The sequence below is a fragment of the Spongiibacter sp. genome (assembly GCF_041602295.1).
GTDB lineage: Bacteria > Pseudomonadota > Gammaproteobacteria > Pseudomonadales > Spongiibacteraceae > Spongiibacter.
The window spans coordinates 1-21,492 of sequence record NZ_JBFIGO010000034.1 but is presented as its reverse complement, the minus strand read 5'-3'; the positions used below and the strand labels follow the sequence as shown (position 1 = coordinate 21,492).

General features: G+C 58.7%; 24 protein-coding genes. 8 read left to right on the top strand and 16 right to left on the bottom strand.

Features of this window, described 5'->3' with window-relative positions:
• Nucleotides 1-13: 13 nt before the first annotated feature.
• Nucleotides 14-256 carry a nitrate/nitrite transporter NrtS gene (gene nrtS / locus ABYM29_RS07865; protein WP_372864179.1) on the bottom strand — a complete coding sequence of 81 codons (243 nt, stop codon included), beginning with the start codon at nt 254-256 and terminating at the stop codon, nt 14-16.
• 80 nt (nt 257-336) lie between these two features.
• Nucleotides 337-1,230 (bottom strand): LysR substrate-binding domain-containing protein, encoded by an 894-nt coding sequence (locus ABYM29_RS07860; RefSeq protein ID WP_372864178.1) that lies wholly within the window; start codon nt 1,228-1,230, stop codon nt 337-339.
• A 114-nt stretch (nt 1,231-1,344) separates the two neighbouring features.
• Here ABYM29_RS07860 and ABYM29_RS07855 point away from each other — a divergent pair, with 114 nt between their 5' ends.
• Together ABYM29_RS07855 and fghA are read left to right on the top strand one after the other, a co-directional pair.
• Nucleotides 1,345-2,451, top strand: a complete 1,107-nt coding sequence (locus tag ABYM29_RS07855) for an S-(hydroxymethyl)glutathione dehydrogenase/class III alcohol dehydrogenase (RefSeq protein ID WP_372864177.1) — start codon at nt 1,345-1,347, stop codon at nt 2,449-2,451.
• A gap of 12 nt (nt 2,452-2,463) precedes the next feature.
• Nucleotides 2,464-3,309, top strand: coding sequence for an S-formylglutathione hydrolase (fghA, locus tag ABYM29_RS07850; RefSeq protein ID WP_372864176.1), 846 nt, complete (start codon nt 2,464-2,466; stop codon nt 3,307-3,309).
• A gap of 11 nt (nt 3,310-3,320) precedes the next feature.
• Here fghA and trmB read toward each other — a convergent pair whose 3' ends face one another.
• The 7 genes from trmB to ABYM29_RS07815 all read right to left on the bottom strand — a co-directional run bounded on the left by trmB (nt 3,321) and on the right by ABYM29_RS07815 (nt 8,835).
• Entirely contained in the window at nt 3,321-4,016 is a 696-nt protein-coding gene (gene trmB, locus ABYM29_RS07845; protein ID WP_372864175.1) for a tRNA (guanosine(46)-N7)-methyltransferase TrmB, read from the bottom strand.
• Nucleotides 4,013-4,390, bottom strand: coding sequence for a DUF423 domain-containing protein (locus ABYM29_RS07840; RefSeq protein ID WP_372864174.1), 378 nt, complete (start codon nt 4,388-4,390; stop codon nt 4,013-4,015). Before ABYM29_RS07840 ends, trmB begins: the two co-directional genes overlap by 4 nt.
• Before the next feature lie 62 nt (nt 4,391-4,452).
• Nucleotides 4,453-5,166, bottom strand: a complete 714-nt coding sequence (locus ABYM29_RS07835) for a hypothetical protein (RefSeq protein WP_372864173.1) — start codon at nt 5,164-5,166, stop codon at nt 4,453-4,455.
• 161 nt (nt 5,167-5,327) lie between these two features.
• Nucleotides 5,328-6,182 carry an RNA polymerase sigma factor RpoH gene (rpoH, locus tag ABYM29_RS07830; RefSeq protein ID WP_372864172.1) on the bottom strand — a complete coding sequence of 285 codons (855 nt, stop codon included), beginning with the start codon at nt 6,180-6,182 and terminating at the stop codon, nt 5,328-5,330.
• A gap of 158 nt (nt 6,183-6,340) precedes the next feature.
• Nucleotides 6,341-7,699, bottom strand: a complete 1,359-nt coding sequence (locus ABYM29_RS07825; protein ID WP_372864171.1) for an ABC1 kinase family protein — start codon at nt 7,697-7,699, stop codon at nt 6,341-6,343.
• Nucleotides 7,700-7,747: 48 nt separating this feature from the next.
• A complete protein-coding gene (locus tag ABYM29_RS07820) occupies nt 7,748-8,053 on the bottom strand; it encodes an SET domain-containing protein (protein WP_372864170.1) in 306 nt (101 codons plus the stop codon).
• Between the two features lie 26 nt (nt 8,054-8,079).
• Nucleotides 8,080-8,835: a dienelactone hydrolase family protein gene (locus ABYM29_RS07815; RefSeq protein ID WP_372864169.1), complete on the bottom strand. Its 756-nt coding sequence runs from the start codon at nt 8,833-8,835 to the stop codon at nt 8,080-8,082.
• A 145-nt stretch (nt 8,836-8,980) separates the two neighbouring features.
• Here ABYM29_RS07815 and ABYM29_RS07810 point away from each other — a divergent pair, with 145 nt between their 5' ends.
• Nucleotides 8,981-9,373, top strand: a complete 393-nt coding sequence (locus ABYM29_RS07810) for a DUF1761 family protein (protein ID WP_372864168.1) — start codon at nt 8,981-8,983, stop codon at nt 9,371-9,373.
• Nucleotides 9,374-9,383: 10 nt separating this feature from the next.
• Here ABYM29_RS07810 and ABYM29_RS07805 read toward each other — a convergent pair whose 3' ends face one another.
• Nucleotides 9,384-9,641, bottom strand: coding sequence for a hypothetical protein (locus ABYM29_RS07805; protein WP_372864167.1), 258 nt, complete (start codon nt 9,639-9,641; stop codon nt 9,384-9,386).
• 134 nt (nt 9,642-9,775) lie between these two features.
• On the opposite strand from ABYM29_RS07805, the gene ABYM29_RS07800 reads away from it, so the two are divergent.
• Complete coding sequence (locus tag ABYM29_RS07800; RefSeq protein ID WP_372864166.1) at nt 9,776-10,750, top strand: class 1 fructose-bisphosphatase; 975 nt, start codon at nt 9,776-9,778, stop codon at nt 10,748-10,750.
• Between the two features lie 9 nt (nt 10,751-10,759).
• Nucleotides 10,760-11,602, top strand: coding sequence for a 23S rRNA (adenine(2030)-N(6))-methyltransferase RlmJ (locus ABYM29_RS07795; RefSeq protein WP_372864165.1), 843 nt, complete (start codon nt 10,760-10,762; stop codon nt 11,600-11,602).
• Here ABYM29_RS07795 and ABYM29_RS07790 read toward each other — a convergent pair whose 3' ends face one another.
• The 4 genes from ABYM29_RS07790 to serA form a co-directional block, all read right to left on the bottom strand.
• Nucleotides 11,603-14,185: a TonB-dependent receptor gene (locus tag ABYM29_RS07790; protein WP_372864164.1), complete on the bottom strand. Its 2,583-nt coding sequence runs from the start codon at nt 14,183-14,185 to the stop codon at nt 11,603-11,605. It lies immediately after the preceding gene.
• A gap of 166 nt (nt 14,186-14,351) precedes the next feature.
• On the bottom strand, nt 14,352-15,374 hold the full coding sequence (locus tag ABYM29_RS07785; protein ID WP_372864163.1) for an LLM class F420-dependent oxidoreductase: 1,023 nt from the start codon (nt 15,372-15,374) through the stop codon (nt 14,352-14,354).
• Nucleotides 15,375-15,496: 122 nt separating this feature from the next.
• Nucleotides 15,497-15,865 (bottom strand): hypothetical protein, encoded by a 369-nt coding sequence (locus ABYM29_RS07780; RefSeq protein WP_372864162.1) that lies wholly within the window; start codon nt 15,863-15,865, stop codon nt 15,497-15,499.
• A gap of 7 nt (nt 15,866-15,872) precedes the next feature.
• Nucleotides 15,873-17,099, bottom strand: coding sequence for a phosphoglycerate dehydrogenase (gene serA / locus ABYM29_RS07775; RefSeq protein ID WP_372864161.1), 1,227 nt, complete (start codon nt 17,097-17,099; stop codon nt 15,873-15,875).
• 91 nt (nt 17,100-17,190) lie between these two features.
• Between serA and ABYM29_RS07770 the strand changes: the two genes are divergently transcribed.
• Together ABYM29_RS07770 and ABYM29_RS07765 are read left to right on the top strand one after the other, a co-directional pair.
• Nucleotides 17,191-18,603, top strand: coding sequence for an FAD-binding oxidoreductase (locus ABYM29_RS07770; protein WP_372864160.1), 1,413 nt, complete (start codon nt 17,191-17,193; stop codon nt 18,601-18,603).
• 13 nt (nt 18,604-18,616) lie between these two features.
• Entirely contained in the window at nt 18,617-19,282 is a 666-nt protein-coding gene (locus ABYM29_RS07765) for a fumarylacetoacetate hydrolase family protein (RefSeq protein WP_372864159.1), read from the top strand.
• A gap of 64 nt (nt 19,283-19,346) precedes the next feature.
• On the opposite strand, the gene ABYM29_RS07760 is transcribed toward ABYM29_RS07765, so the two are convergent.
• Nucleotides 19,347-19,712, bottom strand: a complete 366-nt coding sequence (locus ABYM29_RS07760) for a hypothetical protein (RefSeq protein ID WP_372864158.1) — start codon at nt 19,710-19,712, stop codon at nt 19,347-19,349.
• Between the two features lie 236 nt (nt 19,713-19,948).
• Entirely contained in the window at nt 19,949-20,935 is a 987-nt protein-coding gene (locus ABYM29_RS07755) for a zinc transporter ZntB (protein WP_372864157.1), read from the bottom strand.
• A gap of 132 nt (nt 20,936-21,067) precedes the next feature.
• On the opposite strand from ABYM29_RS07755, the gene ABYM29_RS07750 reads away from it, so the two are divergent.
• The coding region (locus ABYM29_RS07750; RefSeq protein WP_372864156.1) for an LLM class flavin-dependent oxidoreductase at nt 21,068-21,492 on the top strand (425 nt) is incomplete at its 3' end.

Here is a 21,492-nt window from a genome sequence, read left to right as displayed (position 1 = left end):
ACTGCCACAGCCGCTATAACGGCTTTTCCGCGCTCACCAACAGCTGATCTAGCCGCCGCTGTGTACTGGCGGCGCTGTAGCTGGCCACCGCATAGGGCGTAAGGTAATTTAGCAGCAGCTGCGGCCAGGAAATTCCCTGCCACACTAACAGCGCATCGCCTTGATTAATCACATTGAGTACAGTGCCGACCAGCAGCGACACCTTTAGCGCCGTTCTCATCACCGCTGTCGCCAAACAATATCGCCAAAACTGCATTGTCCCCTCCCCTTGAACGCCGATTGCCCTCACCCTCAGACGCTCGACCCACGACGCTGTTACAGTGCGCCGCCAGCGGCTCAACAACTCAAGTAGTCAATTCCGCGAAAGCGCTCTGCGAGAAAATCAACAAAAAAGCTGACCTTGGCCGAAAGGTAGCGATTGCGCGGATACACCGCCCATACCGCAGTATCGGTGGGCTGATAGTCAGCCATCACCGCCTGCAGGCGACCGGCCTGCAGGTCTTCATAGACATAAAATTCCGGCAGCTGCACCAAGCCCAGCCCCCGGCGCGCAGCGGCGAGCAGGGCGTGGCCATTGTTACTGCGCCAGCGCCCCTCCACCTTTAACTCACTGTGTTGACCGTCGCGATCGCGAAACCGCCAAGTCGGCAGCGAGCCCACCAGGCAACTGTGCCCGCGCAAATCTCGCAGGGTGTTCGGCACGCCGCAGCGATCAAAGTAATCGCGACTGCCGCAGATCACTAAGCGCCGCTCGGCGATGCGCCGGGCGATCAACGAGGAGTCCTTCAACACGCCCGCGCGAATGGCGAGATCATAGCCCTCCTCCAACAGGTCGACATTGCGATTATTAAAATCGAGGTGGAGGTTAAGCGCGGGATAGCGCTGCAAAAATTCCGCCGCCGCCGGCGCCACATAGCGCTCGCCAAAAGCGCCGGCAACGGTAACCCGGAGGCTGCCGTGCGGCTCGGCCTGCTGCTCCATCACCGCCAGCTCTGTTTCTTCCATCTGCGTCAAAATACTTTTGCAGCGCAGGTAGTAGGCCTCACCGACCTCGGTGAGCGTCAGGCGCCGTGTACTGCGGGTCAGCAACTGCACCCCCAGGCGGCCCTCCAAGGCACTGAGCTGCCGACTGGCATGGGACTTGGACACCGCCAATTGCCCGGCCGCCGCCGAAAAACTACCGGCCTCGACCACCCGCACAAATACCTCAACGGCCTCCCAGTGCTTCATTGCCCCACCCGCTCATTGTTGCCACACAGAAACAATGAGTTTAGCAAATATCGGATTATCCTTTGACCAATAGCCATTTACACTGGCCTACAGACATTCTTGGAGAAGCCCATTATGAAAACCAAAGCCGCTGTCGCCTTTGGCGCAGGAAGACCACTGGAAGTGCTGGAGGTCGACCTGGAAGGCCCTCGCGCCGGCGAGGTCATGGTCGAATTAAAAGCCACCGGCATCTGCCACACCGACGCCTTTACCCTGTCGGGCGACGACCCCGAAGGCGAGTTTCCCACCATTCTCGGCCATGAAGGCGCAGGCATCGTGGTGGAAGTCGGCGCGGGCGTCACCAGTGTCAAACCCGGCGACCACGTCATTCCCTTGTACACGCCGGAGTGCCGCCATTGCGACTTCTGCCTGCACCCAAAAACCAATCTCTGCCAGTCTATTCGGACCACACAGGGCCAAGGCCTAATGCCAGACGGCACTAGCCGCTTCTCCCTCGACGGCACACCGCTCAAACACTATATGGGTTGCTCGACCTTCTCTAATTTTACCGTGTTGCCGGAAATAGCCGTGGCGAAAATCCGCGACGACGCGCCCTTCGATAAAGTCTGCTATATCGGCTGCGGCGTCACTACCGGCGTCGGCGCGGTGATCTTCGACGCCAAGGTAGAGCCCGGCAGCAATGTGGTCGTTTTCGGCCTGGGCGGCATTGGCCTCAATGTCATTCAGGGCGCGCGCATGGCCGGTGCCAATATGATCGTCGGTGTGGACATCAACCCCAGCAAAGTCGAGCTGGCAAAGAAATTCGGCATGAGCCACTTTATCAACCCTAAAGAAGTGCCCGATATTGTTGAAGCCATCGTCGAGCTGACTAAGGGCGGTGCGGACTACAGCTTTGAATGCATTGGCAATGTCACCACCATGCGCCAGGCACTGGAGTGCTGCCACAAAGGCTGGGGGGAATCGGTGGTGATTGGCGTAGCCGGCGCGGACCAAGAAATTTCAACGCGTCCCTTCCAGTTAGTAACGGGCCGAGTCTGGCGCGGCTCTGCCTTCGGCGGCGCCCGCGGTCGCACTGACGTACCTAAAATCGTCGACTGGTATATGGACGGAAAAATCAATATCGACGATTTGATCACCCACACCATGCCGCTCGAGGACATCAATAAAGGCTTCGAGCTGATGCACGCTGGCGAGAGTATCCGCTCAGTCGTACTGTATTAAACGGGGAAAAATATGGAACAGATCGCACAGCACCGCTGCTTTGGTGGCCGGCAACTGCGTTACCGTCACCACAGCCAGACGCTCAACTGCGCAATGCCGGTATCGGTTTTTCTGCCTCCCCAGGCAGAAACCTCAGCAGTCCCCGTGCTGTACTGGCTTTCCGGGCTGACCTGCAATGATGAAAACTTTATGCAAAAGGCCGGTGCGCAGCAGTTTGCCACGCGCTATGGCGTCGCATTAGTGGCAGCGGATACCAGCCCCCGGGGAGAAGCGGTTGCCGATGCGCCCGACGGCAGCTATGACCTGGGACTAGGCGCTGGCTTCTATGTGAATGCCAGCCAAGCCCCCTGGTCCGAACACTACCAGATGGAAAGCTACATCAGCACTGAACTTCCAGAATTAGTGAGCGCCCACTTACCTGTTGACGTTAATCGGTGTGGTCTGTTTGGCCACTCCATGGGCGGGCACGGCGCTCTGACACTCGGCTTGAAGTACCCGCAGCGTTTCCACAGCCTGTCGGCCTTCGCACCGATCAGCTCAGCCATGAACTGCCCCTGGGGCGAGAAGGCGCTCAGCCAGTACCTGGGCCCAGACCGGCAGCAGTGGCAACAGGCGGACAGCTGCGCCCTGCTTCGCCAACACGGCGCCAGGGCAGCGCGCATTTTGGTCGACCAGGGCAGCGATGATGATTTTCTAGAGAGTCAGCTTAAACCCGCCTTGCTGCAAGCCGCTGCAACCGCAAGCGGCGCCGACCTCACCCTGAGAATGCAGGCCGGCTACGATCACAGTTACTTTTTTATCGCCAGCTTTATTGAGGATCACATCCGCTTCCACAGCGAGCAGCTGGGCGAACGCTAGCGGCGGCGGACTCAGTCCGCGGTTTTTTCAAACAGCAAATCCCACACCCCGTGCCCGAGGCGCTCGCCGCGCTTTTCAAACTTGGTGATCGGCCGGTAGTCGGGGCGCGGTGCAAACTGGCCCGGGCCCTGACAGTTGCAAAAGCCCGGCGCCTCGCTCATCACCTGCATCATATGCTCGGCGTAATTCTCCCAGTCGGTGGCCAGGTGAATCACACCGCCGGCGGCGAGCTTGCGGCGCAGCAACTGGACAAACTCCGGCTGAATCAAGCGGCGCTTGTGGTGGCGCTTTTTATGCCAGGGGTCGGGAAAGTAAATCTGTACCCGGCTCAGGCTGTTATCGGCGATGCAGCGCTCCAGCACCTCCACCGCATCGTCGCAGTAGGCGCGCAGGTTTTCGATGCCCGATTCGTCGATCAAGTGCATCAGCCGGCCGACACCGGGGCTGTGCACTTCAACGCCGACAAAGTCTTTTTCCGGCGCCGCCGCCGCCATGCTCGCCAGCGAATCGCCCATCCCGAAGCCAATTTCCAACACCACCGGCGCCTTGCGACCGAACACTTGTTCAAAGTCGATGGCCCCGCGCTGCAACTCCAGCCCCTTGCTGGGCCAGTGCAAATCGTAGGAGCGCTTTTGCCCCTCGGTCATCCGCCCGGTGCGCAGCACGAAGCTGCGAATGCGGCGCATCTTGGTTTGCTGCTCACTCATGACAATCCCCGCAGTGCCGCCACCGCCAAACAGGCCCAAGCGATCAAGAACATCAGGCCGCCAATGGGCGTAATCGCTCCCAACACCTTCACGCCACTCAGCGCCAAGGCGTACAAGCTGCCGCTGAACAGCACCATGCCCAAAGTAAACAGCCACGCTGCGGCCCGCAGCCCCGCATGCTGAACGCCAAACTGCAATAACAGACCAACCGCCAGCAGGGCGAAGGTGTGGTAGAAATGATATTGCACAGCCGTTTCATACACGGCCATCATCTCGGCCGACAGGCGGTTTTTAAGGCCATGGGCGCCAAAGGCCCCCAATGCCACTGCCAAAAAGCCGGAGACCCCAGCCATACATAAAGTGATTGACGCCATAATGCCCTCGCGAAAACTGGGCGTATTGTAAAGTGCCGGACAGCCCGCGCAAAGCGGCGGCGTCAGAAAGGCAGGCGATACTGCAGGCCAAGAGCCAGATTATTGACGTCTTGCCGACGATATTGGTTAAGTCGGTATTCACTTACCGCATACAACTCGCCACGCAGCCGCCAACCCAACTGCAGCTCGGCAACCACCGGGTTCGCCGGAAAACCATCGGGCAACGTCTCATTGAAGGTGTGGTCGATAAAGCCGGCCAGATAAAGGCGGTCACTGAGGGCCGGAAAGGTGAAACGGAAGCTGTGCTCTAGCTGCCACACCGACTCGTCGCGATCGTCAATTTGTAGCGCGTGCAAGGTCAGCGCATAGCGCAAATTAAGCGCCGCCAACGCAGCCTGTAATGGCGCACTGTCGTTCAGGCGCCAGCGCAGACCGAGACGCAGGCGATCGTTATCATCGCCGCTGCGCATATTGTGCTGAATACTCAAGTCAAAGGCCGAGGCCTCACGGATTTGCCAGCGCAGGTTTTGCTCTGTGTAGTAAGCAGAGGTCTCCGACAACTCCGCTGTCGCCGGCTGATTGTATAAGTTCAACAAGCTAAAATACGACCAGCGCCCCTCCAGCTTGCTGGCAATATTCAGGGTGAATACCGCATCGCTATCGACATCGCTGAGATAGGGATAGACATTAAAATCTAGAAAGCCCTGGCCCGCCGCCGCCAGCGGCAGCACCGCAAGGCCTGCCGCAGGCAGCCAGCGATTTCGCCATTTACGCACTACTCGTCGCACCCCATCACCTCGCTCAGTGTTATCAGCCCCGCCCTTATTTAGCGCACTGCAACGCGGTGCGGGCATTTGCACCCGCCGGCCGCGATTACCGCAACACAAACAAAAACGCCCCGCAGTGCGGGGCGTTTTCTCAGGGCCATTCACTCGGCTCAGGCTTCCATCGCCACCTTGAGCTTTTTCATCGCCGCCTTTTCCAGTTGGCGAATGCGCTCGGCAGACACGCCGTAGCGATCGGCCAGCTCGTGCAATGTCGCCTTGCTCTCCGCCAGCCAGCGACTCTGCAGAATGTCGCGACTGCGCTCATCGAGCTCGTCCAGCGCCACACTCAGACTCTGGTGATTACTCTCTTCCCAATTGTCCGCTTCCAGCAGTCTCGCCGGATCCTGGCTGTGGTCTTCCAGATAGTGTACCGGCGCCACAAAGCTGCTGCTGTCATCGTCACTGTCGCGGGCGTCAAAGGCCACATCAACCGAGCTGAGACGGCCTTCCATGCGGCGCACTTCCGCGACATCCACCCCGAGATCACTGGCCACAGCATGGGCTTCATCATTGCTCAACCAGGCCAGCTGCTTTTTCGCACTGCGCAGATTGAAGAACAACTTGCGCTGGGCCTTGGTGGTCGCCACTTTAACAATGCGCCAGTTGCGCAGCACGTACTCGTGAATTTCGGCCTTGATCCAATGCACAGCAAACGACACCAGGCGCACACCCTTGCTGGGGTCAAAACGCTTGGCTGCCTTCATCAGGCCAACATTACCTTCCTGAATCAAATCGGCCTGGGGCAGACCGTAACCGCTGTAGCTCTTGGCGATATGCACCACAAAACGCAGGTGCGACATCACCAGCTCACGGGCCGCTTCGAGGTTGCCGCGATAGTAGAGTTCTTCTGCCAGCTCCCGCTCACGCTCAACGCTGAGCACGGGAATGCTGCCAACTGCCTGAATATATGCAGAGAGATCACCACCCGGCACAAGTTGCTGTACTGGCTGCAGATGGGTGCTCATGCACATCCTCCTCACTGATAAATCGCCCCCTCTAAACAAGGGAAGCCAAAAATTCCGACTGCTTATTAGATGCCTAAAAATCCAAAAGTTCAAGACCTCATGGGGCCGGAATGCCCGTATTTACTGGCAAACAGCCCATTCACGGGCACTCCACCGGCTTATAAAAACTCGCGAAACAGCGGCTCGCCGTCGAAGCGGGCGTCCAGCTGGGCAATTAGGGCGTAGACCCCCATAAGCTTGCGCATAACGTAGAGAAAATCCTTGGGCGGCAACGCAAAATAGGTGCTGATCGACGCCGCCACCGCCCGCTTGGCGATGCGCTTGGGCAAGTTACTGCGCCGCCAATCGTACAAGCCGTCTTCGCCGCGCGCCGCTGCTGGCGCCTCCGCCGCGGCGCGCAGGGGCTCGGCGATATCAATGCCAATATCGACAAAATTGCTGAGCACCTGCTCGGGAAAATCCGCCTTCATAAACCCCAGCTCAATACTGCACTGGCGAAAACTCTGACGATCGCGGCGATAGGCCGCGCGCATCATCTCGCAGAACTGGCCGGCAAACTCGGCAGGCAGCAGGCGCATGGCGCCAAAATCCAACAACACCAACTGGTCGCGCTCGCCACGGTCATCGATGCGCACGCGGTAATTGCCAAAGTTTGGATCCGTTTGCATACGCTGCCAACGAAATAACTCGGTAAGAAACAGCCGCAAAATCGCCGCGCCCAGAGCGTTGCGGCGCGACTGCGACAAGGCCGCTACCGGCGCCGCGGCCACCGCGTGCGACGCTTCGTAACTCATCGTCAACACCCGGCGACTGCTGTAGCGATAATAACTCAGCGGCACCACATAGCGGGACTCACCACAGAGCTGCTCATAGGCAAAGTCGAGGTCGCGCTTCTCCTGCTGGTAATCGACTTCCTTGTGCAGTAGCTGGCGAATATCACCAAACCAATCATCGATATTGCGCGTCGCATCCATCAGCCGCGACAACTTCAATAAAGCCATCACTGCCTGAAAATCCGCGTCGATGGTCGCATCCACCCCCGGATACTGCACCTTAATACACAACTCCTCACCGCTGGCCCGATGCACCGCGCGATGCACCTGCCCCAGAGAAGCCGCCGCCAGCGGCTCGCGCTCAATATCCAACTCCGCCAAGCGACTGCCGCCCAACTCACTCTCCAGCACTGCACGAATCGCCCGCCAACTCATCGGCGGCGTGTTGTCCTCCAGCGAGTGCAGCGCCTCAGCGACTTCCGGTGGCATCAGATAGTCGGCGTAAGTAGCCATTACCTGGCCGATTTTCACCACACTGCCTTTCAGCTGGCCCAGCTCGGCAATAAAAAACTCGATATTTTCCCGACGCTGCGCCAGCGCCTGCTCCGCGTCGTGGGCAAAGCGCTCGCGCAGCGATTGCCGCAGAGCGCGCTGGCCATAGCGCAGCCCCACCTTGGACAATTCAAGGCGGCGAGCGAAACCGCCTGTTTTCAGCCGGTGTAGGGGTTTGTCTTTATCAGTCATGGCCGAGACAGTGTCAGGCGTAGCGAGCGCTGTCAAACCGCTCCCTGTTCAGGGCCAGTCCTCGCCGTAGTCGTGCAGTAATTCCTCACCGGCCTCAATATCGCGCAGCGCCACCACGCTAAAGTCGTCGTAGTAAATCACATTGGCCGGGCGACCGTGATTGATGTACCTCAGAGCACAGCATATATCGACATCGCGGCCGTCTTCCAGGCTCAAGGTGTGCAACCCGGGCTTTACAGTGGGCTTAGTTTTACACCAGCCAATCACCGTATCGACAGCGATTGGCCGCCGTGCAAACAGCCCCTTACCATGCAGAGCGCTGCGCCTCACCGTGAACGCACGTCGCCCAAACATCGCCAGCTTCCAGCACATAGCCAGACTTAGTATTCCAGCATGCGCATCAATGCCGCCCAACTCTGGCGATCCGCCTGGGCATCGTAGCTCAACGGCAGCTGGTATTTTTTCCCCAGGGCCGTCGCGCCTGGATTAGTGAAACTGTGCTGAACACCGGGAAAACTCAGCAACTGCAAATCGACGCCTGCCGCCGACATCTCCTGGACAAAACTGCCCACTTGTTCTGCAGGCACCATCGGGTCCGCGCCGCCAGTCGCCACCAGCACTTTGGCCTTCACCACTCCGGGCTGGGCGGGCTGCTCGGTGCCTAGACTGCCGTGAAAACTGGCTACGCCAGCCAGATCTAGTCCACGCCGTGCTTGATTGAGCACCACCGCACCACCGAAGCAATAGCCGATAGCATAAATATCGCCGCCGGTTTGCCGCTTGAGAATGGCCACCGCGGCGTCAAACCGGGCATTCATTTTCTCGGGTTCAGCCAGCGCGGCGTTCATAAACGCCGTGGCATCGTTGGGATGAGTCGTCGTTTTACCGTGGCCATACATATCCACCGCAATGGCCGTATACCCCGCCTCGGCCAACATTTTCGCTCGCTGGCGAGCATAGTCATTCAAGCCCCACCACTCGTGCACGACAATCACCGCCGGCGCGTCACTGCGTTTAGCCTTATACAATATTGCCGACCCCAGTTCCCCAGGCAGGCTGACCTTTTCTCCGACACCCGCGTGGGCAACACTGGCCATCAGCAAACAGACTACCAGCCAAAAACGTGTACTACGCATGCAACTCCCCTCTTTTAATTCATCGCAGCGCCCCTGTGACAGCGCCGCTGGCCATGTTTATTGCAATTGCTCAGCGATTAAATACTACAATTCACTACAATGACAAACGCCGCCGTCAACCGATGGCAACACGGAAGCTATTGCTATGTCGATTTTCGATGTTCACCTCGGCACATCCATGCTGGCATTTGCCGGCTGTTTGGCACTGGGCTATTTTTGGTACTCTCCCAGAGTTTTCGGCAACGCCTGGCGCCTTGAGCAAGACCAAGATGAGAGCGCCGCCGAGAAGCAATCACCATTCACCACACTGCTTCTGTGCTGCCTGCTACTCAGCTGGTTCATCGGGGTGTTGGTAATGCTGATACACAAGGGCCTATTGCCCACCGGCGGCCTGACACTGGCACTGGCCAGCTTTACCGCGCTCAGCTGGTCGTCGCGGCGCATGCTCAACAAAAACCGTAACGTCGCCCTGATCGACAGCAGCTTCATCGCCGCAGCGGCAGTACTCAGCTACCTGCTACACAGTATTGTTTATTGACCGCCAAGCGCTACATCATCTCCCTCTCCAAGGCGCGCAGGCGTTTGGCATAACCGCGACAGTGTTTGCGCAGCCAAATGTCGCGCTGACGCCGCGCCCGCTTCATCGCCGAACCACTAGCGTAGCCCTTAAGTTTGCGGCCGTCGCGCAATGCCTGCTGCAACTGCACCGCCTCGCGCTTGCTGCTTTTACAACTGGCCCAGTCAGCCGCCGATACCGATAACGGCCACCACGATACTGCCAATACCCACCATACAACGCCCTTCACCACGACAACCTCCCTGTTGAATCAATGGCACCATCAAAACTAGACCAGCATCCAGCCATACGCAATGCGCTGTTACTCGCCCGGGGGCGCTGGCATAATAGCCGGCCAGATTACAGCCGACCGGAATTCCCCTCATGAGCCGCCCGACACTCTCCGACTACCTGCACAGCCAAAGTACAGCCGCCGCCCTCAGCGAGCTTATCAACAGCCTGGCCGGGGTGACTGTCGCCATCCGCGACGACTTAGCAGGTGGCGCACTCAATGATATTTTGGGGGCTGCCGGCGCCGAAAATGTGCAGGGCGAGGAGCAAAAAAAGCTAGACGTGATTGCCAATGACCGCATCAAAACGGCGTTGGCGGCGCTGTCCTCAGTGCGCGGCATCGCCTCCGAAGAAGAGGATGAAGTCGTCGCCGGCCATCCTGACGGCGAGTTTCTGGTGACCTTTGACCCCCTGGATGGCTCCTCCAACATCGACATCAACAGCATGGTCGGCACTATTTTCTCGGTACTGGGCAGCCGCGCGGCCGGCGCGGTGAGCGAAGCGGAATTTCTGCAGCCGGGACGCCAGCAACTGGCCGCCGGCTATGTGCTCTACGGCCCGTCGATGATGCTGGTATTGACCACCGGCAACGGTGTGGCGATGTTCACCTACGACCCCCGCTCCGGCCACTACCTGCTCACCGAAGAGCGGGTAAAAATCGCGCCGCAGTGCCAGGAGTTCGCCATTAATATGTCAAATCAGCGCCACTGGCATCCGGCCATGCAGCGCTATATCGCCGAGTTATTACAGGGCGCCGAAGGCCCCCGCGGCAAAAACTACAATATGCGCTGGGTGGCGGCGATGGTCGCCGACGTGCACCGCATTCTGTGTCGCGGCGGTCTGTTCTGCTACCCCTGGGATGCCCGCAAGCCCGAGCAAGCCGGCAAGCTGCGACTGATGTACGAAGCCAATCCCATGGGACTGCTGGTAGAACAGGCCGGCGGCAAGGTATGTACCCCCGACGGCAATATCCTCGACATCCAGCCCGAGCACATTCACCAGCGCGTGCCGGTAATTCTCGGCGCCGCCGATGAAGTCGCGCTCTGCCAGTCATACCACCAACAGTAAGTTGCGACGATGCTGAGCTATCGCCACGGCTTTCACGCCGGCAACCACGCCGATGTGCTCAAGCATCTTATTCAAATTCTGCTGCTCGACTACCTGCAGAAAAAAGACAAGCCGCTGCTGTATATCGACACCCACGCCGGCGCTGGCTGCTACCCACTGGCCAGCGGCTTTGCCGCCAAAAACCGCGAATACCAAAGCGGCATCAGCCGCCTGCAGCACACCGGCAATCGCCGCAATCTGCCCGCCGCGCTGCGGCGCTATCTGTCGGTAGTCGATGCCAGCTGCGACGCCGAGACCGAAGCCAGCTACCCCGGCTCGCCGCTTATCGCCCTGCAGCTATTGCGGCCGCAGGATCGCGCCGAACTCTTTGAGCTTCACCCGGCCGATTGCGACGCCCTGCAAAAACGCGCCTACCGCCATGCCAAAATTCACTTGGCAGACGGCTTTGCCGGGCTTAAAGCCCTGCTGCCGCCCACTCCAAGGCGCGCACTGGTATTGATTGATCCGCCCTACGAGAACAAGGCCGACTACCAAACCCTGGAGCGCAGTCTGCGCGAGGCGCTCAAGCGCTTTGCCAACGGCGTTTACGCGCTGTGGTACCCGCTGTTGCCCAGCGGCGAATCGCGGGGGCTGGAGGAGAGGCTGATTGCCATCGCGCCGGATAATTACCTCAGCGCCACCCTGCAGGTGAGCGCGCCCAAGGGTGAGCGCGGCATGTACGGCAGCGGCATGTTTGTAGTGAACCCGCCGTGGACCCTGCGCGGCGAACTGGAAGAGTGCCTGCCACTGCTCGCCCAATGGCTGGGTGACAACGGCGAAGGCCATTTCACCCTGCGCGGCGAGCAGCGCTGATTAAAAGCGCTTAAACACCTCAACGCCGTAAAAGCGCGGATCCCCCAGGGCCTGGGCATAGGTACCCAGCGACTCACCGGTGGCCACTGCGCCGATGTCGTAGCGCTCATCGGTGGCGTTTTTCACATAGGCGGCAATGTTCAGGTCGTTGGCGCTATTGCTCCAGCTCAGGCGCAAATCCACCAATATATAGTCATCGGCATAAACCAGACCGGGCTCGCGTTTGGCCACATCCCAGGAGGCGTTGTCCAGCCCCATATACACCTCGCCCTTGTAACTCAGGTCGACGCGCGGGGTAAACATACCCAGCTCGGTGTCGAGGGTGTATTGCACGCCCAGCGCGGCGGTTTGCCGCGGCGACACGGCAAACTCTTCGTCGCTGCGGTCGATGGCCACCAACTCCTGGGCCACCGCCAGCGGCGCCAGCGCGGTGTCCTCAAACTCGACAAAACTGTAGTTATTATTGCTGTAGCTCAGCGTGATCAGCGTGTTCACGGTCGGCAGCCAGGTCAGCTCAAACTCGCCGCCCTCAATTGTCGACTCGCCGGCATTTTGTGAGGTCACAATCAGCGAGTTGGCGGAATCGACATTGACGGTGATCAACTGCATATTTTCAAAGATCATCGAGTACAGCGCCACGTTGAAACGCAGCGAGCGCTGCAGGGCGTCTATCTTGAAACCGATTTCGCGGTTTTCCAGCAACTCTGGCTCTACCACCGCCAGGCCATCGACACCGCTGGGCTCATGGAAACCCGATTTAAAGCCATTGCTCCAGGTGGCGTAGACCATGGCCGAATCGATCAGACTGTTTTCCAGCAGCGTTTCAGGCAACACCCAGGACGTCGACGCCATCGGCGTAAATTCCTTGAAGACACTGCTGGTTTGATAGTTATCCGCCGCGCCCAGCGGGGCGCCAATAATGTCGGGAAAGGCCTCGCGCATAATGTTTTGCGCGATGCTCAGCGGGTCCTGCGACCAAGTGCCGAGGAAGCTGTGAATCCCCCTTTCCGGCTCCAGCAGCACAAAGCGCGGGTCGGCGGTGGTCAGCGCGGCGCTCACCGCGGCGAGATCGGCGCTGCGTGTCGCCAGCTCTGAATCGCGACTCTCCTCGGTATAGCGGCCGCCCAAGGTCAACTCCCAGTTCTCGGTGATGTGCCAGGTTGCCTGGGCAAAAGCGGCGGCGGTCTCACCGAAAATTTCAAAGTCCTGCACCGTGGCCAGCGGCACCAGCGCGCCAATCACCGGCGGGTTGGTGCCGCCCGGCGGCACCAGCGCCGGATTGGGCATTTCCCCGGCCAGCAGCTGGGCCAGTGTCGTAGAGTCGGCCCCCACCAGCGGGCTGCCGACCATAAAGCGCTCGTTTTTATACTCGTCCTGCCAGAACAGGCCGGCGGTATAGTCCACCGCGCCGTCAAACAGCCGGCCGTTAAACTGCAGTTCCAAGGTCAGCGACTCCTGGTCGCTGTCACCCAGCACGATACCGCGCAGGAAGGGCTGCGGACCGCCCTCGTCGGCATTGCTCTGCGGGCCGCCTTTCACCGCATCGCGGTAGCCAAAGATCCCTTTGATGCTGTGGTCGGCACTGAGCTCCCAATCCAGCGTCGCGCCCAGCAACAGCACATCCTGATTCTTCACCTGATACTGCTGGTCACCCTGATTGGTGACCAGATCCGGCAGCGCGTCGCGGTCATTGGCCTCGCAGTTCTCGCGGTAGGCGCGGGGGTTGCTGGGGTCGGTATCCCCCGGCCACAGCAAACCCAGACCGTTCACAAACAGGGCGTCGTCATTGACGATTTTGCAGTGATAGGTCGGATAGCGCTCGCGAATCTTGCCCCAAAACGCCAGGGTATCCAGCGTCAGGCTGTCACTGGCCAGCCAGCGGGTTTGGAAAATCGCCGACAGCCGGTCTACCGACTGGGTTTCACCGATACTGCGGTCTTCCAAAAAACCGTCGCGGCGGTGGCTGTTAATCGACAAGCGCGTCAGCAATTCATCGTTGACCGGCATATTCACCGCCGCGCGCAGGCGGTTTTCAGCGTAGCTGCCGAGGCCGCCCTCGATGTAACCACCGGCGACATCCTCGGGCTTGCTCAGGGTAAACACCAGCGCGCCACCGGTATTGTTTTTACCAAACAAGGTGCCCTGCGGACCGCGCAGCACCTGCACGCTTTCGACATCGATGGTGTCCAGCAGCTGGCCATCTGGGCGCGGAATAAAAATGCCATCCAAATACACACTGACCGAGGGATCAAAGCGCGCCATCGGCGCGCGCTGACCAATGCCGCGAATGAAGATTTGCGCCGAGGTGCTGTCGTTGATCTGTAAACTGGGCACCGACTTACTCAGCTCGGTGGTACTCAAAATGCCCATGGCGCGCAGGTCATCACCGCTCATCGCGGTAACCGCTACCGGGGTTTCCTGCAAATTTTCAGCGCGTTTACGCGCGGTGACCAGCACCTCCTCAATGGTGCCGCCCATTTTCTTAGCGGCGGTCTCGGCCTCCTGCCCCCAGGCAGCGGCGCTGCTCAATAACAAGACACAGCCGGGCAGCAGGCCACGGCAAATGCGGGCTGATATGCGCATAGTGAGTTCCCATCCAGTGATCGCAATAATTATTGTTATGGTTGTGTCACCGACGGCAACACAAATGTAGGCTAACTACATTAATGCAAAAGCACAATTTTTGGTCGTACGAGACATGACTGCCCGGCCCCGGTATACGCCGCCCGACAGGGCGGCGCCAGCAGTCTTAGGATACCGCGTCGGCGAGAAATTCCATGGTTTCCACCGAGGTCTCAAAGTGATCGCGGTGGCCGATCATCAGGCTGGTCACTGGCGATTTCTTCCAATCTTGCAGGCGCTCTTTGATGCGCTCTTTCGGCCCTACCAGGGAAATTTCATCCACCAGGGCATCCGGCACCGCCTTGATGGCCTCCTCGTGCTTACCCTCGTACCACAGGTCCTGCACTTTCTCGGCCTCGTCGCCAAAGCCCATGCGACCCATCAGGTTTTTGTGGAAGTTGTCCTTGCGCGCGCCCATGCCGCCGAGATACAGCGCCATGGTCATTTTGCCGGGGAACATCGCCTCTTCGAGGTTATCGTTGATAATGCAGTTCACCATGGCATTAATTTCGAAGCCCTCGGGCTTGTTCGCCAGACTCTCCTCGAAAATACCCATCCGGTAAGGCGAGACGAATATCGGCATCCAGCCGTCGAAGCGCTCGGCCGCCAGGGCTATATTCTTCGGCCCCTCGGCGCCGAGGAACACCGGAATTTTGCTGCGCAGCGGGTGGGTAATGCTCTTCAAGGGCTTGCCCAGCCCCAGTGACTCGTCGCCCTGATAGGGCAGCTGATACTGGCGCCCCTGATATTCCACCGGCGCCTCGCGGGCAATCACCTGCTGGAAAATATCCAGCCACTCGCGAGTGCGTTCCAGCGGGCGCTTAAATTGCTGGCCGTACCAACCCTCGACCACCTGCGGGCCAGAAACGCCCACCCCCAGACACAGGCGGCCATTGGAGATATGGTCCAGGGTGAGCGCCGACATCGCCGCGCACACCGGGGTGCGCGCCGAAATTTGCATAACGCCGGTGCACAGACGAATTTTGGAGGTCATTGCCGCGATGGCGGCCAGGGGGGTAAAGCAGTCGGAGCCATAGGCCTCGGCGGTATACACCGAGTCGAAGCCCAACTTCTCTGCCGTTTGTGCCAGTTCGATAAAACGATCGGTAGGCTGCTTCTGGAAATAGCCTAAATGTAAGCCGAGTTTCATACCCGCTCCTCAATACCTGTGCAAATAAGCAGTCAGTATATGAAGCGCGCCCACCAAGGCCTATGGCAAAACAGCTCAATTGCGATTTTGGCAGTGGCGAAAAAGCTCAGTGAGATGCCGCCTTAAGCGCCCACCGAGGGCGGCTGGGTGTTGGCCACCCACTCCCACCACTGGTGCTCGCCTTCCGGCTTGTCATCGTCCTGACAGCGGTAGACATTCCAGGTAACGAGGTAGTCGGGGTTCTCCACCGCCTCACCCGCGCTGTCGCGATAGACCCCGGCCGGGGCGACAAACCACGGCGCCGCCGACGACGGCAGGGTAAACTCCTCGCCACTGCGCTGGCGCAGGGTGAGGCCGTCTTTGGGCGTGACCCGCACCACGCAACCGGCGAGCAGACGCTGCTGCAGGGCCGCGCCGTCAACGTCGAAGTAGTTCAACGCGACCAGTGCAGTTTTATCCAGCAGCGCCTCAAGCGCGATCGCCTCACTCATAGCCGCCTCAGAACAGCAAGCGGCAGCGAATGGTATCGGGGATCTGCGACAGCTTTTCCTGGGCGAGTTCCGCGGTGTCTTTCTCAATATCCATAACCACGTAGCCTACCTGATCATTGGTCTGCAGATACTGACTAGAGATATTGATATTGTTCGCCGAGAACACCTGGTTAATCGCGCTGAGAATACCGGGGACATTGCGGTGCACATGCAAAATGCGGTGCTTGCCAGGGTGGGCAGGCAACGCCACCTCCGGGAAGTTAACCGACGAGGTGGTGGTACCATTGTCGGAATATTTCACCAGTTTATCAGCCACTTCCAGGCCGATATTCTGCTGGGCCTCAACGGTGGAGCCGCCGATATGTGGGGTCAGGAAAACATTGTCGAATTCGCGCAGCGGCGACACAAACTCATCGTTATTGCCGCGCGGCTCTTCTGGGAAGACGTCGATGGCGGCGCCGGCCAGGTGTGCGTCACTCAGCACATTACACAGCGCGTCAATATCCACTACCGTGCCCCGCGAAGCATTGATCAGAATCGCGCCATTTTTCATCTGCGCCAGCTCATTGGCGCCAATCATGTCCTGAGTAGAGGCCGTTTCCGGCACGTGCAGACTGACGATATCCGAGGTGGCCAGCAGCTCACCCATGCTCACCTGTACGGCATTGCCCAGCGGCAATTTGTTCACCACATCGGTGAAACACACTTCCATACCCAGGCTCTCGGCGATGACCGACAGCTGCATACCGATAGAGCCGTAGCCGATAATCCCCAGGCGCTTGCCGCGAATCTCGTAGGAACCCACCGCACTCTTCATCCACTCACCGCGATGGGCGGCGGCGTTTTTCTCGGCGATGCCGCGCAGCAGCAAAATAGCCTCGGCAATCACCAGTTCCGCCACTGAACGGGTGTTAGAGAAGGGGGCATTGAATACCGCAATACCGCGCTCGGTTGCCGCCTTCAGGTCTACCTGGTTGGTGCCGATGCAGAAACAGCCCACCGCAATCAGCTTCTTGGCCGACTCAAACACCTCGGCGGTCAGCTGGGTGCGCGAGCGAATACCGACAAAATGGGCGTCGGCGATCTTTTGCTTCAGCTCATCATCGGGCAAGGCTTTTTGGTAGTAATCGATATTGCTGTAGCCCGCCGCATGCAGCGCATCTACGGCGGACTGATGAACACCTTCTAAGAGAAGGAATTTAATCTTGGCCTTGTCTAGGGAGGTTTTTGCCATTGCGGGTGCACTCTCGGAGGGGGGAAATATGAAAGCGCAATATGATACCATAAAACACTTTTCCCGTAGCCCTATTCCGAGACAATCTGCCATGTCATCCGCCACTCCCCACTCCTCCCCAGAGCGTGTTATTGCTGAGCTTCAGAGCATCGTCGGCGACGACAAGGTGCGCACCGATGCCGACACCCTGCACAGTCACGGCCGCGACTGGACCAAGGCCTGGGAGCCGGCGCCGCTGGCCGTGGTATTTCCGCGCAACACCACCCAGGTTCAGGCCATCGTCAAACTGGCCAATCGCGAGCAACTGGCGGTAGTGCCCAGCGGCGGTCGCACCGGGCTGAGTGGCGGCGCGGTGGCTGCCAAGGGCGAACTGGTGGTGTCCTTTGACTATATGAACCAGCTCAGCGACTTCAATGCCATCGACCGCACCGTGCGCTGCCAGGCGGGAGTCATTACCGAGCAACTGCAGCAGTTTGCCGATGATCAGGGGCTCTACTACCCGGTCGACTTCGCCTCGGCCGGCTCCTCGCAAATCGGCGGCAATATTTCCACCAATGCCGGCGGCATCAAAGTACTGCGCTGGGGCATGACCCGCGACTGGGTCGCCGGCCTGACCGTGGTGACCGGCAGCGGCGACATACTGGAGCTGAACAACGGCCTACTGAAAAACAATGCCGGCTACGATCTGCGCCAGCTGTTTATCGGCGCCGAGGGCACGCTCGGGCTCATCTGCGAAGCCACCATGCAGCTGACCCGCCAGCCGCAAAACCTCACCGCCTTTGTATTGGGGGTGGAAAACTTCGACGGCATTATGAATCTGTTCAACCGCTTCCAGTCGGAAATGGACCTCACCGCCTTTGAGTTTTTCTCCGAGCAGGCCCTGCAAAAAGTCATTGAGCACAGCAAGCTGCCCCGCCCCTTTGAGTCCACCTGCCCCTATTACGCCCTGCTGGAGTTTGAAAAACTCAACGAGGCAACGGAAGAGCAGGCCATGGCGCTGTTCGAAGCCTGCGTGGAAGAGGGCTGGGTGCTCGACGGCGTAATGAGCCAAAGTCTGGAACAGCTAAAGAATTTGTGGCGGCTGCGCGAGGACATCTCCGAAACCATCTCACGCTGGACGCCCTACAAAAACGACATCTCCACGGTCATTTCCAAAGTCCCTGGTTTCCTCAGTGAAGTCGAGGCCCTTGTCACCAGCGAATACCCCGACTTTGAAATCATCTGGTTTGGCCATATTGGCGACGGCAATCTGCACCTGAATATTCTCAAGCCCGACAACCTCGACAAGGCGGTGTTCTTCGAGCAGTGCGGCAAGGTCAGCCTGGCGGTGTTTGATATTGTCCAGCGCTTTGGCGGCAGCGTTTCCGCCGAGCACGGCGTTGGCCTGCTCAAGAAAGACTATCTGCAGTACTCGCGCAGCGCCGAAGAGATTGCGCTGATGCGCCAGGTCAAACAGATCTTCGATCCCAACGGCATTATGAACCCGGGGAAAATTTTCGACTGACAGGGAGCCCGCTATGTATCGTCAACACCGCTTTGTCGACGGCCGCAGCTTCGCCGCCGCACCGGGAAAAATTGTCTGCGTGGGCCGCAACTACGCCGCCCACGCCAAAGAATTAAACAACCCCATTCCCGAGCAGCCCATTCTGTTTATCAAGCCCGCCAGTGCCCTGGCGGATTTGGCGCAGCCGCTGCAGATACCCGCCGACCGGGGCGAATGCCACCACGAACTGGAGTTGGCACTGCTGATTGGCGCCGAGCTGTCGCAGGCAAAACCGGCAGACTGTCTTAACGCCGTGGCCGGCTACGGCCTGGCACTGGACCTCACCCTGCGCGAGCTGCAAGCCGAACTCAAGGCCAAGGGCCACCCCTGGGAGCGCGCCAAGGCCTTCGACGGCGCCTGCCCGCTGTCAGCCTTCATTCCCGCGACCGAAGTCGACGACTGGCGCCAGCTCCACCTGCAATTGCAGCGCAACGGCCAACTCCAGCAAAGCGGCCAGTGCGCCGACATGCTGTTTCCCATTGAGCAGCTGCTCAGTGAAATCAGCCAGAGCTTTCGCCTGCAAGCCGGCGATGTCGTACTGACCGGCACCCCCGCCGGGGTTGGCCCGCTGCAACGCGGCGATACCCTGCACTGCGAACTGCCAGGGCGGCTCGAGGTCACCACCCGCGTTGCCGACTAAACAATAAATACCGGCCATAAAAAAACCGCCTCGAGGGCGGTTTTTTTATGGCCGAAAATACGCCTTAGGCTTCCAGCGTACGCCAGTCGACTTTCAGCTCTTTCGCCCAGGTTTTAATTTTCTTGTCGACCTGCGGCGCGCGAGTTTCAGCAATCTCACCGGTCTTGGGGTGCTTGAATTTACGCAGCGGGCGCGCGGCCTGCTTCTTGCGCGGCTTCTTGGCAGCGACTTTAGTGGCCGCCGCCGCAGCGGGCTTGCGACCGCGTTTCTTTGGAACCGACGCGGGCGACTCACTCAAAATCTCCAGCAGCCCCTCAGGTGTCTGGCCGTGCTTTTTCATCAGCGCCTGCAAATCAGAAATAAATTTGAACTTTTGATCAAGGGCTTTGTGCTCGGCTTCGAGCTGCTTTTGGAGCTTAGCGATATCCATTAAGAGACCTTTCTATTAACTAACGACACAAGTTTGAATTTCGGCGTCATTAAAAATACCAATAACGCCGCACCCAACCTCTAATACCTACTCACCATAAGTATAGGCGCTATTATTAACTAGCCAAGCAAACAAATAAACCAATATTAATATTTGATTAAAAAAATAATCGAAAAATTAATATTTATATGCGCGCCTCAAACGCTAAAAGACGCATTGCCGCCGCAACAATACCCTCATAACCAACGCTTATGCCGAAAATAAACCAGCATCAAGGATGCAACAAAAACCAGCAAACCCACGAACATTAAAAATGCCCATTCGTTATCGGCACCGGGAATACCACCGACATTTATACCCAATAAACCTGTGGCAAAACCCAGCGGAAGAAACACCGCAGAAACAATCGACAAAATATACATTCGCGCATTGGACTCTTCGGATATCTGATTCACCAACTCCTCCTGAGTCACTGCCGCGCGCTCACGCACACTGTCCAAGGTTTCAATATATTGCGCCAGGCGATCGCCGGACTCGCGCACCTTGGCGCGCGCCTCAACACCGAACCAGGCCACCCGTTCGCTGAGGATCCAGTTCAACGCCTCGCGCTGCGGCGCCAGATAACGGCGCAGGGAAATAGTTTGCCGGCGCAAATCACTCAGCTGGCTGCGCAACCGCGCTCGCGGCGTATCCAACAAAGCTTCTTCCAGGGTATCGACACGCTCTTCAGCCTCGTCAATCGGCCCCGACATACGACTCACCAAACGCTCGCAGAGCAGCGCCACAAACTCATCACTGCAACAGGGGCCCTCACCGCGCTCGAAACGCCCCACCACATCGTCGACCGACAGCAGACGGCGCTTACGCGAACTCACAATATGAAATTGGTCGGCAAACAGCCGCACCGAAACCATGTCCTCGGGGTCGGCATTGGGGTTCATATTTACGCCGCGCAGCGCCATTAACAAACCACCATTATGCGCCGCGGCCCGCGGCCGAGTCTCTTCAGCCATCAATGCCGCAACAGCAATATCATCCATCGCGGTATTGTCGGCACGATTAGCGAAAGCGGTCAGCCATTCGCGGACACCGGGCTTGCTGTAATCCACATGCACCCACAGCAGCCCCTGTGCCGGACTCCAGTCATCAATCTCGGCTTCCGTCAACGACTGAGCACCACCCTGGCCATCCAACACATAGGCGTAAATAATAAAATCGCTCATTGCAGTCTCCTTTGTGCGTGGATCATCGCACGGTCGCCGCTCACCGGCCAGCATTGCGAATATCGCCTTTCTGGGTGAGTCACTACACTTGTTTAAAGCCTAGAATAGCTAAAAACAATAGTGAGAGCGGTCATGAAAATCGGTGTTTGTCTTCCCTATATGAAGCGCGGCCTCAGCCGCCAGACCTTTAAGGATTGGTGCGGCATTATCGATCAAGGCCCCTTCCACAGCCTGTCCTGCGGTGAGCGCGTTACCGGTTACAGCATGGAAATGCGCAACATCCTCGCCTTTGCCGCCGCCAGCACCGAGCGCGTGCGTATTATTCCGGCGCTGTACGTACTACCCATGCACAGCGCAGTACAAGCCGCCAAGGAAATTGCCACCCTCGACATTCTCTCCGAGGGACGGGTCACGCTTACCGTCGGTGTCGGCGGCCGCGAAAAAGACTACCAGGCACTGGGCGCCGACATGAAAGGCCGCTTCCAGCGTATGGACGAACAGGTTGCGCTAATGAAACAAGTGTGGCGCGGCGAGCAAATTGCCGACTACGACGAGAT

Bases quoted from the DNA above. Each gene is read 5' to 3' on its own strand.
- ABYM29_RS07855 (WP_372864177.1), top strand. From the start codon at position 1,345: ATGAAAACCAAAGCCGCTGTCGCCTTTGGCGCAGGAAGACCACTGGAA.
- serA (WP_372864161.1), bottom strand. From the start codon at position 17,099: ATGGCAAAAACCTCCCTAGACAAGGCCAAGATTAAATTCCTTCTCTTA.
- ABYM29_RS07765 (WP_372864159.1), top strand. From the start codon at position 18,617: ATGTATCGTCAACACCGCTTTGTCGACGGCCGCAGCTTCGCCGCCGCA.
- ABYM29_RS07780 (WP_372864162.1), bottom strand. From the start codon at position 15,865: ATGAGTGAGGCGATCGCGCTTGAGGCGCTGCTGGATAAAACTGCACTG.
- ABYM29_RS07800 (WP_372864166.1), top strand. From the start codon at position 9,776: ATGAGCCGCCCGACACTCTCCGACTACCTGCACAGCCAAAGTACAGCC.
- nrtS (WP_372864179.1), bottom strand. From the start codon at position 256: ATGCAGTTTTGGCGATATTGTTTGGCGACAGCGGTGATGAGAACGGCG.
- ABYM29_RS07795 (WP_372864165.1), top strand. From the start codon at position 10,760: ATGCTGAGCTATCGCCACGGCTTTCACGCCGGCAACCACGCCGATGTG.
- ABYM29_RS07770 (WP_372864160.1), top strand. From the start codon at position 17,191: ATGTCATCCGCCACTCCCCACTCCTCCCCAGAGCGTGTTATTGCTGAG.
- ABYM29_RS07820 (WP_372864170.1), bottom strand. From the start codon at position 8,053: ATGTTTGGGCGACGTGCGTTCACGGTGAGGCGCAGCGCTCTGCATGGT.
- ABYM29_RS07815 (WP_372864169.1), bottom strand. From the start codon at position 8,835: ATGCGTAGTACACGTTTTTGGCTGGTAGTCTGTTTGCTGATGGCCAGT.
- rpoH (WP_372864172.1), bottom strand. From the start codon at position 6,182: ATGAGCACCCATCTGCAGCCAGTACAGCAACTTGTGCCGGGTGGTGAT.
- ABYM29_RS07825 (WP_372864171.1), bottom strand. From the start codon at position 7,699: ATGACTGATAAAGACAAACCCCTACACCGGCTGAAAACAGGCGGTTTC.
- ABYM29_RS07785 (WP_372864163.1), bottom strand. From the start codon at position 15,374: ATGAAACTCGGCTTACATTTAGGCTATTTCCAGAAGCAGCCTACCGAT.
- ABYM29_RS07860 (WP_372864178.1), bottom strand. From the start codon at position 1,230: ATGAAGCACTGGGAGGCCGTTGAGGTATTTGTGCGGGTGGTCGAGGCC.
- fghA (WP_372864176.1), top strand. From the start codon at position 2,464: ATGGAACAGATCGCACAGCACCGCTGCTTTGGTGGCCGGCAACTGCGT.
- trmB (WP_372864175.1), bottom strand. From the start codon at position 4,016: ATGAGTGAGCAGCAAACCAAGATGCGCCGCATTCGCAGCTTCGTGCTG.
- ABYM29_RS07840 (WP_372864174.1), bottom strand. From the start codon at position 4,390: ATGGCGTCAATCACTTTATGTATGGCTGGGGTCTCCGGCTTTTTGGCA.
- ABYM29_RS07755 (WP_372864157.1), bottom strand. From the start codon at position 20,935: ATGAGCGATTTTATTATTTACGCCTATGTGTTGGATGGCCAGGGTGGT.
- ABYM29_RS07790 (WP_372864164.1), bottom strand. From the start codon at position 14,185: ATGCGCATATCAGCCCGCATTTGCCGTGGCCTGCTGCCCGGCTGTGTC.
- ABYM29_RS07810 (WP_372864168.1), top strand. From the start codon at position 8,981: ATGTCGATTTTCGATGTTCACCTCGGCACATCCATGCTGGCATTTGCC.
- ABYM29_RS07760 (WP_372864158.1), bottom strand. From the start codon at position 19,712: ATGGATATCGCTAAGCTCCAAAAGCAGCTCGAAGCCGAGCACAAAGCC.